The organism is Methylophilus sp., assembly GCF_052173275.1.
Taxonomy (GTDB): Bacteria; Pseudomonadota; Gammaproteobacteria; order Burkholderiales; family Methylophilaceae; genus Methylophilus.
On record NZ_JBQMUL010000002.1, the window covers coordinates 2832938 to 2846936 of the forward strand.

At 50.3% G+C, this 13999-nt stretch carries 12 protein-coding genes and 2 tRNA genes; 8 read left to right on the forward strand and 6 right to left on the reverse strand.

Annotated elements, in window-relative coordinates:
* Positions 1-41: 41 nt before the first annotated feature.
* The 5 genes from ACTS9Y_RS14775 (at position 42) to ACTS9Y_RS14795 (ending at position 4685) form a co-directional block, all read left to right on the forward strand.
* Positions 42-1637, forward strand: coding sequence for an ABC-F family ATPase (locus ACTS9Y_RS14775; RefSeq protein ID WP_442586668.1), 1596 nt, complete (start codon positions 42-44; stop codon positions 1635-1637).
* 128 nt (positions 1638-1765) lie between these two features.
* The gene (locus ACTS9Y_RS14780; protein ID WP_442586669.1) at positions 1766-2260 is read left to right on the forward strand and encodes a Spy/CpxP family protein refolding chaperone; all 495 of its coding nucleotides are present in this window, start codon (positions 1766-1768) and stop codon (positions 2258-2260) included.
* Between the two features lie 78 nt (positions 2261-2338).
* Positions 2339-3100: a response regulator gene (locus ACTS9Y_RS14785; protein WP_442586670.1), complete on the forward strand. Its 762-nt coding sequence runs from the start codon at positions 2339-2341 to the stop codon at positions 3098-3100.
* A gap of 14 nt (positions 3101-3114) precedes the next feature.
* Entirely contained in the window at positions 3115-4494 is a 1380-nt protein-coding gene (locus ACTS9Y_RS14790) for an ATP-binding protein (RefSeq protein ID WP_442586671.1), read from the forward strand.
* 100 nt (positions 4495-4594) lie between these two features.
* Positions 4595-4685 (forward strand) — tRNA-Ser (locus ACTS9Y_RS14795).
* A 1219-nt stretch (positions 4686-5904) separates the two neighbouring features.
* On the opposite strand, the gene ACTS9Y_RS14800 is transcribed toward ACTS9Y_RS14795, so the two are convergent.
* The 4 genes from ACTS9Y_RS14800 to uvrB form a co-directional block, all read right to left on the reverse strand.
* Entirely contained in the window at positions 5905-6456 is a 552-nt protein-coding gene (locus ACTS9Y_RS14800) for a hypoxanthine-guanine phosphoribosyltransferase (RefSeq protein WP_442586672.1), read from the reverse strand.
* A gap of 18 nt (positions 6457-6474) precedes the next feature.
* Entirely contained in the window at positions 6475-7344 is an 870-nt protein-coding gene (gene galU, locus ACTS9Y_RS14805; RefSeq protein ID WP_442586673.1) for a UTP--glucose-1-phosphate uridylyltransferase GalU, read from the reverse strand.
* A gap of 79 nt (positions 7345-7423) precedes the next feature.
* On the reverse strand, positions 7424-7684 hold the full coding sequence (locus ACTS9Y_RS14810) for a SemiSWEET transporter (RefSeq protein ID WP_442586674.1): 261 nt from the start codon (positions 7682-7684) through the stop codon (positions 7424-7426).
* Positions 7681-9714, reverse strand: a complete 2034-nt coding sequence (uvrB, locus tag ACTS9Y_RS14815; RefSeq protein ID WP_442586675.1) for an excinuclease ABC subunit UvrB — start codon at positions 9712-9714, stop codon at positions 7681-7683. The genes ACTS9Y_RS14810 and uvrB overlap by 4 nt, the downstream gene beginning before the upstream one ends.
* A gap of 157 nt (positions 9715-9871) precedes the next feature.
* On the opposite strand from uvrB, the gene ACTS9Y_RS14820 reads away from it, so the two are divergent.
* Both ACTS9Y_RS14820 and ACTS9Y_RS14825 read left to right on the forward strand, forming a co-directional pair.
* Entirely contained in the window at positions 9872-10891 is a 1020-nt protein-coding gene (locus tag ACTS9Y_RS14820; protein WP_442586676.1) for a trypsin-like peptidase domain-containing protein, read from the forward strand.
* Positions 10892-11020: 129 nt separating this feature from the next.
* Positions 11021-12235, forward strand: a complete 1215-nt coding sequence (locus tag ACTS9Y_RS14825) for a pyridoxal phosphate-dependent aminotransferase (RefSeq protein ID WP_442586677.1) — start codon at positions 11021-11023, stop codon at positions 12233-12235.
* Between the two features lie 66 nt (positions 12236-12301).
* Here the strand turns inward: ACTS9Y_RS14825 and ACTS9Y_RS14830 are convergent, their stop codons facing one another.
* Positions 12302-12868, reverse strand: coding sequence for a hypothetical protein (locus ACTS9Y_RS14830; protein ID WP_442586678.1), 567 nt, complete (start codon positions 12866-12868; stop codon positions 12302-12304).
* A 229-nt stretch (positions 12869-13097) separates the two neighbouring features.
* Here ACTS9Y_RS14830 and ACTS9Y_RS14835 point away from each other — a divergent pair.
* Positions 13098-13173: transfer RNA gene (locus ACTS9Y_RS14835), tRNA-Asn, on the forward strand.
* Positions 13174-13309: 136 nt separating this feature from the next.
* Here ACTS9Y_RS14835 and ACTS9Y_RS14840 read toward each other — a convergent pair.
* A complete protein-coding gene (locus ACTS9Y_RS14840) occupies positions 13310-13774 on the reverse strand; it encodes an OB-fold protein (protein WP_442586679.1) in 465 nt (154 codons plus the stop codon).
* Between the last annotated feature and the right edge of the window lie 225 nt (positions 13775-13999).

Consider the following 13999-nt stretch of genomic DNA (forward strand, 5'->3'; position numbering starts at 1 on the left):
AAGATCGCATCCCCAGTTAACTATTTTTTGAGAGTTCTTGCATGTTAGTTGCAAACAATATCACCATGCAGTTTGGCTCCAAGCCACTGTTTGAAAATGTCTCCGTGAAATTCGGCGATGGTAACCGTTATGGCCTGATTGGCGCTAACGGCTGCGGTAAATCCACCTTTATGAAGATCCTGGCAGGTGTACTGGAACCTTCCAGTGGCAATATCAGCCTGGACCCGAATGAGCGTATGGCTTTCCTGAAACAGGACCAGTTCGCTTATGAAGACCAACGCGTGCTTGATGTGGTCATGATGGGCCACGAGCAGATGTGGAAAGCCATGCAGGAGCGTGACGCGATCTACGCCAACCTCGAAGCCACGGAAGATGACTACATGCGCGCCGCAGAACTCGAAGGCGAGTTTGCCGAGTATGACGGCTATACCGCCGAAGCGCGTGCTGGCGAATTGCTGCTGGGCGTGGGTATTCCTATCGAGCAGCATACCGGCCCGATGAGCGCCGTTGCACCAGGCTGGAAACTGCGTGTGTTACTGGTACAGGCCCTGTTCGCTAACCCGGACGTATTGCTGCTTGATGAACCGACCAATAACCTGGATATCAACACCATCCGCTGGCTGGAAGATATCGTCAATAATCGTGACTGCACCATGGTCATTATTTCGCATGACAGGCACTTTTTGAATCAGGTCTGTACGCATACCTGTGACATGGATTACGGCAAAATCACCTCCTACCCGGGTAACTACGACGACTACATGGAAGCCAGCATCGCTGCGCGTAACCAGCAGGCCAAAGACAACGCCAAAGCCAAACAGCAAATTGCTGACTTGCAGGACTTTGTACGTCGCTTCTCAGCCAACGCATCTAAAGCCAAACAGGCGACCAGCCGTGCCAAGCAGATCGATAAAATCAAGGTGGAAGAGTTCAAGCCTTCCAGCCGCCAGTATCCGTTTATCCGCTTTGAATATGACGAGCGCGAAAAACTGCATCGCAATGCGGTAGAACTCAAAAAACTCAGCCATGGCTTTGATAAACCCTTATTCAACGGCGTTGAAATGATGTTTGAAGCCGGCGAGAAAGTCGCCATCATTGGTGAGAACGGCATTGGTAAAACCACCTTCTTACGCTGCCTGGCAGGTGATCTGCAAGCCAAACACGGTGAAGTGAAATGGGCAGAAAAAGCCAATCTTGGTTATTTTGCGCAAGACCACGAATACGAGTTTGAAAAAGGGGAAGACCTGTTTGAATGGATGACCGCGCAACGCCAGCAAGGCGATGACGACAATACTGTACGCAGCATGCTGGGCCGCTTGCTGTTCCCGACAGAAGCCACCAAAAAATCAGTCAAAGTGCTATCTGGTGGTGAAAAAGGCCGCATGCTGTATGGCAAACTGATGCTGGCTAAAACCAATGTGCTATTGATGGACGAGCCGACCAACCACATGGACATGGAATCCATTGAAGCGCTGAACACGGCGCTGGATAAATACAAAGGCACTTTGTTCTTTGTCAGCCATGACAGGGAATTCGTCAGCTCGATCGCCACCCGCATCATTGAAATCAAGGCCGATGGCATCGTTGATTTCACCGGCAATTATGAAGATTACCTGGCTAGCCAGGGCATTGAGTAATCTGGCCCTGATTACGCGGCAGTCAATGATACATTCCGATACATAGCCCAGCACCCCTGACAAACACCCGATACATTCGGGTGTTTTAATGTCAACATTGCAATTTCGCAATGATGACTAAAGGATACATGATGAAACTAAAAAAACTGGCTATCGCAGGTGCTCTGGTTTTAGTCTCTATGGCTGCCTTTGCAGACGGACCCACTTGTGGCAAAGGTAAATTCGACAAAGCCCATTGGCAAGAACATAAACTGGAGCACTTTGAAAAGCACCAGGAAAAACTGCACACCGTGCTTCAATTGAACGCCACCCAGGAAACTGCCTGGAACGCCTATCAAGGGCAAATCAAGCCTAAGGAAAAAGGCGAGCATCCTGATTTTGCCGAACTGGACAAATTAGGCACCCTCCAGCGTCTGGACAAAATGGAAGCCTGGGATAAAACCCGTGATGCACGCCAGGCTGAGCGCTCAAAAGCCATCCGTACTTTCTATGCTCAATTAAACGACGCACAGAAAAAGGTGTTTGATGAGAATGCGTTCCAGCATCCTCATCATGGCGGACGTGGTCACGATCATGGCGGCCTCCAGCATGACAAATCACACCACGACAAGCCACAATCATAATCGCTGACGTATATAAACCGGCCTGAATGGCCGGTTTTGTGCTCAAATATTTACTTCAACTCATAGAGATAACCAGTGATGACCGAAGCCAACCACGAAACCCATGTTCTGGTGGTAGATGATGATGACGCGATCCGCGATCTGCTGTGTGATTTTCTGCAGGAAAATCAGCTCAGCACCCATCAGGCCGCCAACCATGCGCAGATGTGGCAGGTGTTGCAACAAAAAGTCCCTGATGTGGTCATCCTGGATATCAATATGCCGCAGCGCAATGGCATAGAACTGTGCCGTGAACTGCGTGAATCTCCCAAGTACCACAACATCCCCATCATCATGCTGACAGCGCGCAGCAGCTCGCTGGATACCATCATGGGCCTGGAGACAGGCGCAGATGATTACGTTGCCAAGCCGTTTGAACCGCTGGAATTATTGTCGCGCATACGCAGCGTGGTGCGCCGTAGCCGCATGGCGGCAGAAACGGCCGGCAAGCATGTCGAAGAGCTGGATAACGGCATTTTGCGCTTCATTGCCTTTAATGAATGGACGCTGGATATCCAGAATCGCACATTGATCGATAAACTCAATACCAGCATCCCGCTCTCCAACGCAGAATTCAAATTTCTGCGGTTTATGTTGCTGCACGCAAACCGTCCCCTCAGCCGCGATCAGCTGATGGAAGAAATGCACGGCCGTGAAGCGGGTCCTTTCGACAGATCGATCGACCTGCAGATCAGCAGGATCCGGCAAAAAGTGGAAGTCGATAGCAAAAACCCTACCGTGATCAAGACCTTGCGCAATGAAGGTTACCTGCTCACCGCCAATGTGCGATATCTCAAATAAAGAGGCTTTAGGCTATGTTGAAAAACCTGTTAGGCGCCATGTCAGTGAGGATATTCCTCATCACTGTCATCGGCATTCTGCTGACAGCTGCAGTGGTCAATATGCTGGGGCAGCGCGACTCACGCGTGAATGAATCCCGCCTGCGCGATCAGTTTGCGTTTGACCGCATTGAGAGCATGATCCGCATCCTTGAAATCACCGTGCCCGAAAAGCGCCCGGAAATCCAGAATGTATTTAACCGCATGGGCAGCAGCCTGAAGCTCAATGCTATCCCGCCTGCCAATGCACCGGCGCTACCTGCGGAACTGGCTACCCTGAATGCACTATTGGTGCCGGAAATAGCCGACCAGATCAACACGCTGGACCTGGATCAGTGCGCCCCGCGCAACCGCCCGCCACCGCCGCCTCCCTCCGGCTTTGGCCCGCCTCCGCCACAAGGCCATTGCCTGGCGGTGTATACGCATTTGCAAGATGGCACCCCGGTGCTGATACAACTGCGTTACGGCGGCCATAGACCACCACCCGGACACCCGGCGGAACGTAGCCCGCTGGCCTTTTTGCTGGCCTTGCTCGGCCTGATCAGCATCATCTGGGTGGTCGCCTCTGTGGCCACGCAGCCTTTACGCAAACTGGCAAACGCCGCCCTGCAACTGGCGCGAAATATCGAACATCCGCCCTTGCCTGAAAACCAGGGTTCCACCGAAGTGCGCCATGCCGCCAAAGCCTTTAATGAGATGCAACGCAGCATCCTCAACCATGTGCAGGAACGCGGATTTATCCTCGGGGCGATTGCGCATGACCTGCAAACCCCATTGACCCGCTTACGCCTGCGTCTGGAAAAAGTGAAAGACCCGGAACTCAAACAAGGCCTGGTCAAAGACCTGACAGCCACCCAGGAAATGGTGCGTGAAGGCCTGGATTTTGCCCGGCTATGCAGTGACAGCATTGATAAGAACCGCGTCGACCTCACTGCCCTGGCCACCGCCGTGTGCGATGATTTTGACGAAGCGGGTTACCCTATCCACAAAACGCTGCCAACCGAAGCCATTACCATCATGGGCTCGGCGCACCTGCTGACCCGCTGCCTGAATAACTTATTGAATAATGCTATCCATTACGCCTTATCGCCGACGCTCTCCATACACACGGAAAACAAGCACGTCATCTGCATCATCACCGATGAAGGGCCTGGCATTCCGGAGCAAGAACTGGATACGGTGCTAGAACCATTCCGCAGGCTGGAGGATTCGCGCTCACGCCACACTGGCGGCACAGGGCTGGGATTATCCATCGCCCGCATGATTGTGGAAAAACACGGCGGCAGCATGACCCTGAGCAACAAACCAGCGCCAGCGTCAGGGCTCATCATCCATATCGACTTGCCTTTAAACTGAGTCTTTAACCACTCACCCAAGCCAGATTTTTATTGAAACGCGTCATCCGCCCGGTGTAGACTAACGCCCTTGCCTGGCACCCTGACGCTTGCGCAATACCGGAGAAGTGGCAGAGCTGGTTGAATGTACCTGACTCGAAATCAGGCATGCGTGAGAGCGCATCGAGGGTTCGAATCCCTCCTTCTCCGCCAGGTTTTATACCTGCCTGTTAATATTTATAAATCAATAGGTTATTAATAGTTAGCGTTAGATTCCACCCACGTTTTCACCCCAGATTGTGAAGACTTAAGGATGTCCCTTGGAATATTCAATGAATCAGTCAAGGGCATCCCATGCAAGTCGTAGCAAATATTCTGAATTCTTTAGCCTCTATCGCTCACCGCATCACCTTTGAGACAGCACCTCTGATATGTTTGAAAAGCGGCGCGATGGCCAGTCGCTTAATGTGATTCCTGGAGGGAAGCTTAAGGTAATTCTTAACCAGGAAAGTTACTTATTGAAAGAACCAGACGGGCATTAATGCAAAAGAGTGATGATGAAGAGCCTCTTTAAGTTAGCCCTATCTCAGTTTCGTTCACTTATACATACTCATCTATGTAAGTAGTCTTAGGTTGCGAGGTTTGATTAACAGTCGGCATTGTAGTGTTGTTATTCTTGTTTTGCTTCTCAGCCGCTTTTCTACTCTCTTCAAGCATCAACTGCTGCAATTGTGACTGAGTGGCCAGGATTTGCATCTGGATCAGTTTCGCCTTAGCCTGGCCTTCTTCAGACTGCCTAAAGCTTCCTTTAAGTCATTTTGTAGTGCCGCAAGTTTTCTCTGTAACACTTCAATCGCTGTCCCTCCACCTCCAGAGTTGCTAGGAAGGTTGGATTTACTGGTAGCGCTCACTAGTGAAACAGAAATTGACATCGTGACCCGAATAGTTATTATTTATATCAATACTAAACGGTGGATTAACGGGAAACTTTAAAGTATTTACTCTATGGTGTTCGCCAAACATGACTAACACAGATACAGACATGCATTCTTTTACAGGCCGGGAATACAGAATTTCTTTGTTCTGAATTTGCTCTGTTAATCCCGAAGAATAATTGCGCCGGTGAAGTCTTGAAAAAGAAAAAGGCACCTTTGAAAGATGCCTTATAAATCGGAGACCATATTGGGGAATACTGGCAGGGTTTGATTTGCCCTGTTTAAATTAAGTCGCCTCAATTTAAACAGTCCTAGTGGCAAGCTCAAGCCCTAGCCATAAGCATGCAGGGAATCATTCTTCGTGCCTATAGGAGTTTTTCCTGAATATGTGTATCGAGAGTAAGTGAGTAAATAATAGGGATAAACCCAGTGCGGATGTTATTAAACATCACCCAAAAACAAAACGCCCGCAAGGGCGTTTTGTTTTTGGGGCTTATTCAGGCTTCTTTCAGCGCGCGAATCTCGGGCAGGTTTCGCCACCAGCCATAGACATCCATGCCACAGCCAAACACATAGCGGTTGGGTACAGTTAAGCCCACGACATCGGCGTTGAGTGGTTTGGTCAGGCCATTGTCTTTATCTGCCAGTACGGCGGTCAGCACTTGTTTTGCCCCGGCCTGTTCACAATGACGGACTACTTCAGCCAGCGTGATGCCTTCATCAAGGATGTCATCCAGCACGACAACGGTTTGCCCAGCCAGGTCAAACTCTGGTGCTTTGGCCCAGACGATATCGCTACCGGATGTGCCATGGTAGCGATTCGCCTGCAGGTAATCGAGGCGCGCTGGCAATTGCAGCCTTTGCATTAACTGGCCAGCCAGGTAAAGCCCGCCGCGCATGACGCATAACAGCAGCACGGATTGACCGGCTAATTTCTCGTGCAGTGTCCGGGCGATATGATCCAATGCCCGCCTGACATCCGCTTCAGTGAAGACGATGTCAGAATGTGCAAGCCAGTAGTCAGGCGACTGGGTATTGGGATCTTGCATGATGATTTAAATTTAGAATTAAATCGCCAGGGTTTTCAGATAGGCTCTGAAACTGTCAGAGATTTCGCTATGTTGCAGCGCCAGCTCAACGTTCGCCTGCATAAAGCCGAGTTTGCTACCGCAATCGTAGCGCTTGCCTTTGTAGCGGTAGGCTTTCACTTTTTCAAATTCCATCAGGGCAGAGATACCGTCCGTCAGCTGGATCTCGCCGCCCTTGCCTGGTTTGACATGTTCCAGGCAATCAAAAATACGTGGGGACAAGACATAGCGGCCAACCACTGCCAGGTTAGAAGGTGCTTCTTCTGGTTTTGGTTTTTCAACCATGCCTTTCACCAGCAACAAATCATCTGTTTCTGCCACTGCATCCACCACGCCATAACTGCTGGTTTCTTCAGGGGCAACCGTTTCAATGCCCAGGATGGAACACTGATGTTCCTGATAGATATCAACCATTTGTTTAGTGATGGAGACATCGCCGCACAACAGATCATCTGCGAGAAGCACGGCAAATGGCTCGTTACCAACCACTGGCTTGGCGCATAGCACCGCATGGCCCAGGCCCAGCGCTTGTGACTGGCGGATAAATACGCAGCTGACGCCTTTTGGCAAAATGCTGTGTACGATATCCAGCAATTTCTGTTTACCGGCCGCTTCCAGCTCAGCTTCCAGTTCGTAGGCTTTGTCAAAATGGTCTGCGATCGAACGTTTATTACGCCCGGTAATAAAGATCAGCTCGGTGGCACCCGCGGCGATGGCTTCTTCAGCGGCGTATTGAATCAATGGCTTGTCTACGATGGGCAACATTTCCTTAGGGCTTGCTTTGGTCGCCGGCAGAAAACGGGTCCCTAACCCGGCAACAGGAAACACTGCTTTTGTAATTCTTTTCATGGTCATAATCCTAAGAAACTTCTAGTTATAAAGTAAATATATAGTTATAAAATAAATAATACTTAATCTGACATCAGCACTATGCAATTGATTTCAATTTTAGCAAAAGAACGACACTGGCCAGCAAAGCTGTAATTGCGTTGGCAATGATGACCGGCCAATCACTGATCAATACTCCATACACCAGCCACAAAATAACGCCTATGGTAAAAATCGTGTACATCGGCAGCGAGATGCCACTCAAATCACGCGTGCGCCACGATTTAACGACCTGCGGCACAAATGCTAGGGTAGTACACGCGGCCGCTATCGCACCAATACAGGTATTTAGCGTGGTCATTTCAAATCTTCTACTTCGGCACCAAAGGCCTGCAACTTGAGTTTTTTAAACTGGTCACGGAATTGGGCTGCTTTTTCAAACTCAAGGTTTTTAGCTGCATCGTGCATGGCCTTTTCAATCCGTTTGAGTTCTTTGGTCAGCGTTTTTTCGCTCATGTTTTCATAACTGGCCTGCTCTTGCGCGGCCTTACGCTCGCGGTGTGCCTCATCCTTGTCGTACACACCTTCAATAATATCTTTAATGCGTTTGGTTACGCCTTTAGGAATGATGCCATGCTCGGCATTGAAAGCTTCCTGGATGGCACGTCTACGGGCGGACTCATCCATCGCCAGTTTCATGCTGCGGGTGATCTTGTTGGCGTAAAAAATCACCTTGCCATTCAGGTTACGCGCCGCACGGCCCGCAGTCTGGATCAGCGAGCGTTCCGAACGCAAAAAGCCTTCTTTATCCGCATCCAGCACGGCCACCAGTGAGACTTCCGGGATATCCAGGCCTTCGCGCAACAGGTTAATGCCCACCAGCACATCAAACTCACCCAGGCGCAAATCGCGGATAATTTCCACGCGTTCTACGGTTTCAATATCGCTGTGCAGATAGCGCACTTTCACGCCGTGCTCAGACAGGTAATCAGTGAGGTCTTCTGCCATGCGCTTGGTCAGCGTGGTGGTCAGCACACGTTCGCCCACGGCTACACGTTCCTTGATCTCGCCCAGCAAATCATCTACCTGCGTATCTGCCGGTTTGACAATGATGACAGGGTCGACCAGCCCGGTGGGCCGCGCAATCATTTCCACCACTTGCTGCTGGTGGTTCTTTTCGTAATCGGCAGGCGTAGCAGATACAAACACGCACTGGCGCATAATGCGCTCAAATTCTTCAAACTTGAGCGGACGGTTATCCATTGCGGAAGGCAATCGCCAGCCGTAATCTACCAGGTTAGACTTGCGTGAACGGTCACCCAGGTACATGCCGCCGATCTGCGGCACGGTGACATGACTTTCGTCGATGATCATCAACGCCTGTTCCGGTAAATAATCAATCAATGTCGGCGGCGGGTCACCAGGGTTGCGGCCGGTTAAATGGCGGCTATAGTTCTCAATGCCTTTGCAGAAGCCGATCTCATTCAGCATTTCCAGGTCGAAACGCGTGCGCTGCTCAATACGTTGCGCTTCCACCAGTTTGCCATCCGCAAGGAAAGTCGCCACGCGGTCACGCAATTCGACCTTGATGGTCTCCATCGCACGCACGGTTGCTTCACGCGCTGTCACATAATGGCTGGAAGGGAAGATACGGAAGTTGTGGATTTTGTTGAAGACCTGGCCGGTGAGTGGGTCAAACAGCTGAATGCTGTCGATTTCATCATCAAACAGGCTGATACGCACGGCCGTTTCACTGTTTTCAGACGGGAAGACATCAATGATGTCGCCACGCACACGGAAACAACCGCGGCCAAAATCAAAGTCATTGCGGTCATACTGCATCGCGATCAGGCGCAAAACGACGTCTTTCTGCGCAATTTTCAGGCCCTGGTGCACATGCAACACCATGCCATGGTATTCACCTGGGTCACCAATACCGTAAATCGCCGACACGGTTGCCACGATCACCGCATCCTCACGCTCCAGCAAGGCCTTGGTGGCTGCCAGGCGCAACTGTTCGATATGCTCGTTAATGCTGGAATCTTTTTCGATAAACAGGTCGCGCGATGGCACATACGCTTCCGGCTGGTAATAGTCATAGTAACTGACGAAATACTCAACCGCATTATTGGGGAAAAACTCTTTGAACTCACTGTAAAGCTGCGCTGCCAGGGTTTTATTAGGCGCCATCACGATCGCAGGTTTGCCAGTACGCGCAATCACGTTGGCCATGGTGTAGGTTTTACCAGAGCCGGTCACGCCGAGCAGGGTCTGAAACTTCAGCCCGTCTTCAACGCCCTGCGTGAGTTTCTCGATGGCCTGTGGCTGATCTCCAGCCGGAGGAAAAGGCTGATGTAACTCAAACTTGCTACCTGGAAAGGTGACGATCACAAAAACAATCTGATGAAATATACAATAGTCCCATTTTAACCGTTTTTAGTTCATCAGGCGTGTGATTTACATTTGAAAGCACACGCAATTGACAGAACTTTTACACACAAAAAATGGTCCTTTTTTGAATGCCTGCACAATCACCCCGGGGAACAGCTTGAAGCTTCTGTTATTGGTTTTCATCGCACTACTCTCCTCATCGGCACAGGCTTACAATCAGCAAGCCATGATGCAAGCCTATTTTGGCGTGGTCATGATACGCGGCTACAACGAAAATGGCGGCATGGCTTATGGCTCCGGCGTCATTATTGCTGACCATACTGTCGTCACTAACTGCCACGTGTTGCGCGCCACCAAGCAGCCCTGGGTGTCGCGTGGGGAAGATACCTACCCTATCACCACGGTACGGGCCGATGTCTGGCATGACCTGTGTGTAGTCACCTCACCTACGCTGCCGTTTAAACCGGTGCCGCGCGGCAATAGCTATGCACTGCTGCGCGGGCAGGAGATCAGCGCGATCGGTCATTCCAATGGCGTGCCCGCCCCTATCACCTCTATCGGTGAAATCCAGGGGCTTTACCCTACGCCTTCCGGCAATATGATACGCAGCAGCGCCAAGTTTCTGATGGGCGCGAGCGGCAGTGGCTTGTTTGATATGGATGGCAAGCTGGTAGGTATTAATACCTTCAAAACCGCGGGTCATGGCGGCAGCATCTACTTTGCATTGCCGGTGGAGTGGCTGGAGACGCTGGAGAAAATGCCCGCCAGTACTGAATTCCCGGTGCGCGGCAAAGCGCTTTGGGAAGAAGACGAAGATAAAAAACCTTATTACATGCGGGCAGCCGTGCCAGAATCCCGACAGGACTGGCCTAACCTGGAAAAAATAAGCCTGCTGTGGACGCAGCAGGAAGTCACTAATGCCGATGCCTGGTTCAGCCTGGGCCTGGCCGAACAATCGCTTAAGCAGCTAGATGCGGCTGCCAATGCTTTCCAGAAAGCCGTCACCCTTGATGGCCAATTTGTCGAAGCCTGGTTCAGGCGCGGTGAAGTCGCCCAGCTACTTGGCGACCACCAAACAGTGAAAGATATTGAGTTGCAATTACAGAAAATCGACCCCTTACTGGTGTCTATTTACCAGAATTACCTGCAATGCGAGAAAAACTGTCAGAAACAATGAGTTAAACCGGCAAAAAACGCTAGCTGCTGACTTCCACGACCGCTCATTTTTGCGTAAAATGTTGCGTTTTTCATTTTTTTGCAGGCACTTTCTGCCTGCATGTGCACACCGACCAACAAGGAAGCCATTTTGAGCAAACCTGCCGCCAACGTGCTGTCTGCGCGTGTTTTATCCATTAAAGAATCCCCTACTTTGGCGATTACTGCCAAAGCCGCCAGATATAAATCTGAAGGCCGACCGATTATTGGCCTGGCAGCAGGCGAGCCGGATTTCGATACGCCACAACACATTAAAGATGCAGCCAAAGCGGCGATTGATGCCGGTTACACAAAATACACCCCGGTCAGCGGCATCCCTGCCCTGAAAAAAGCCATCGTTAACAAATTCAAGAATGAAAACGGTTTTGACTATGCAGTCAATGAAGTGATCGTCGGCGTTGGTGGCAAACAAACCATTTTCAACCTGTGCCTGGCCGTGCTAAACCCTGGCGATGAAGTGATTATCCCGGCACCTTACTGGGTCAGCTATGCCGATATCGCCATGGTGGCCGAAGCCAAACCAGTGATCCTTGAATGTGGTATTGAACAAGGCTTTAAATTGCTGCCCAGCCAGCTGGAAGCGGCGATCAACAACCATACCAAACTGGTGATGTTCAACTCACCTTCCAACCCCACAGGCGCGGTGTACAGTCTGGAAGAATTAAAAGCCCTGGGCGAAGTATTGCTCAAGCACCCGCATGTGCTGATCGCTACGGATGACATGTATGAACACGTCAACCTGACTGGCGAAAAATTCCATAACATCTTGAATGCAGCACCTGGCCTCAAAGACCGCTGTATCGTGTTGAACGGCGTTTCAAAAGCCTACTCCATGACCGGCTGGCGTATCGGTTACGCGGCTGGCCCTGCTTACATCATCAAGGCGATGGAAATCCTGCAAAGCCAGTCCACCAGCAACCCGACTTCCATTTCACAATATGCAGCTGAAGCGGCATTAAGTGGTTCACAAGACTGTATCAAGCCCATGGTCGCTGCCTTTAAAAAGCGCCACAAATACGTCGTTGACCGCTTTAACGCGATGCCAGGCTTGAGCTGCCTGATGGCGGGTGGCGCTTTTTATGCCTTCCCGGATGCGCGTCACGCGATCAATCACCTGCACCAGGCCGGTAAAATCAAACAAACCTCCGACATGGCGCTGGCTGAATATTTGCTGGAAGAACATAACGTGGCAGTGGTACCGGGCTCGGCTTTTGGTGCCGAAGGTTACTTCCGCATCTCGTTTGCCACCAGCATGGATAATCTGCGCGAAGCTTTAGACCGGATTGAAAAAGCCCTTAGCGTATAAAGCACGGCATTTAGCAGACAATAAAAAAGCGCCTCAGGCGCTTTTTTAGTTTTAAAGAATTAATCCTCAATCATTCAGGAAATCTTTTAACGGGCCACCTGGCAAGCCGATATCTGCATTGGTGGTTTGCGTCATCAGGTCAGCCAGCTGCGTAATTGGCAGCACCGTAGGCGCGACAGCCGCCTGATTATCTCCGGAGACCAGTACATCATGGATATTCAACGCATCCAGCTGCAAGGTTTGCTCGGTGACAGACGCATGGGCGATTGAAACAAAAGCGCTGCTGTCTTCCTGCAACATAGAAGCCAACGGTGGCGATAAATCGATCGCATCATTCAACTGCAAGACCGCTAGCACATGCTGGATCACAGCCGGATTCACAGCGTATTCGCTGATATCCACGGCACCAGATGAGGCGGACAGCACATCAGAAAGCTTGATCGCCTGCTGTTCGGCAAACTGAACGACCTCGCCATTGGCAGCCTGCATGGCAACCTGCGCGCCTGCCACCGTCACTAACTGGTCGCCTTCGTGCAACGCATCCCCTGCCTTTAGCAATCTATGCTGGCCATGTTGATCTACAACTTCCGCATCACCGGTCAGCCCCACCACTTTCCCTAAAACTGTACGCATCGTCATCTCCTGTTGCGCTTATTATAAACGACGTTGCCACAATAAAAAATTGGCCCATTCGGGTAACAAAGTGGTCTCTAAGCGACATTCACCCCTTGACTTCCATAGACAAATTATTAACGAAACAGGCAATTAAAGTGCGCATGGAAAAATATAAAGAAATTCGCAAAAAGTGGTTGACCAAGGGGCACGCTCTCAGTAATATAGCGCCTTCAAACGACGTACCGATTCCTCAATAGCTCAGTCGGTAGAGCGCCGGACTGTTAATCCGTAGGTCCCTGGTTCGAGCCCAGGTTGAGGAGCCAAATAAAAAAGGCCTTGCAGAAATGCAAGGCCTTTTGCTTTTTATACGATTTTCGGAGCACTCCGTAATTCTTCCATAAAAATAAATTTCATCTGGTCATGCGTGGCTCATCAAGAGGCTGTGTGCAGCGGCCAGTTTTAATTCCAGTCTATAAACAACAACTCGCAATCTTCAGCATGTGCGATCTTGGTCACTTCGCCTTTGCCATAGCACTGTAGTTTTACTTTTTGTCCTTTTTTGAGCTCGGCAGCTTTGTTCTTCTCACTATCCGCCAAAATGAAGTGTGGTTCCAGCGATGGATTCACGCCACCGTCGAGTACCAGCACGGCATGGTCAGACTCATCAGTCTTCACCTCGACAACACTACCGCTGGCTATAAAAGCTTTGTTTTTGTATTTTTTATCTGCCGCAACGGTATCGTCGGCATAAGCTTTGGCTATTTCCCCTGCGGTAGTTTCAAAAGGTGGCGCGTTGTTACCTGGTACAGGTTTTTCTTCCGCGGTTTGTTGAGTCTGCGTTTCTTCAGACGACGCACCCACTATCAACCAAACGATGATAAGCGCTGCAATGATCCCCAAACCCCATGTAAGTGCTTTTTTCATTGATCTCTCCATTTGAATCATTAGTCACCAGTTACTTATTTATGTGATGTTTTTATCCTATCCGCAATGCCATCGCAGCGGTCACACCTTATCACTGTAACACTCATGAATACTCACCGGCACCCACTTTCATGTGGGTTGCTCAACCATATTTAAAAAAGGCGATGCAACTATCCTGCTTTAAATCAGCTCCATGTTATAACCGTAGTCACTCTGTTAACATTC

Excerpts from the sequence above, each read along its gene's own strand:
- ACTS9Y_RS14810 (WP_442586674.1), bottom strand. The coding sequence starts at position 7,684 with ATGACCACGCTAAATACCTGTATTGGTGCGATAGCGGCCGCGTGTACT.
- ACTS9Y_RS14780 (WP_442586669.1), top strand. The coding sequence starts at position 1,766 with ATGATGAAACTAAAAAAACTGGCTATCGCAGGTGCTCTGGTTTTAGTC.
- ACTS9Y_RS14800 (WP_442586672.1), bottom strand. The coding sequence starts at position 6,456 with ATGCAAGATCCCAATACCCAGTCGCCTGACTACTGGCTTGCACATTCT.
- ACTS9Y_RS14830 (WP_442586678.1), bottom strand. The coding sequence starts at position 12,868 with ATGCGTACAGTTTTAGGGAAAGTGGTGGGGCTGACCGGTGATGCGGAA.
- galU (WP_442586673.1), bottom strand. The coding sequence starts at position 7,344 with ATGAAAAGAATTACAAAAGCAGTGTTTCCTGTTGCCGGGTTAGGGACC.
- ACTS9Y_RS14775 (WP_442586668.1), top strand. The coding sequence starts at position 42 with ATGTTAGTTGCAAACAATATCACCATGCAGTTTGGCTCCAAGCCACTG.
- ACTS9Y_RS14840 (WP_442586679.1), bottom strand. The coding sequence starts at position 13,774 with ATGAAAAAAGCACTTACATGGGGTTTGGGGATCATTGCAGCGCTTATC.
- ACTS9Y_RS14790 (WP_442586671.1), top strand. The coding sequence starts at position 3,115 with ATGTTGAAAAACCTGTTAGGCGCCATGTCAGTGAGGATATTCCTCATC.
- ACTS9Y_RS14785 (WP_442586670.1), top strand. The coding sequence starts at position 2,339 with ATGACCGAAGCCAACCACGAAACCCATGTTCTGGTGGTAGATGATGAT.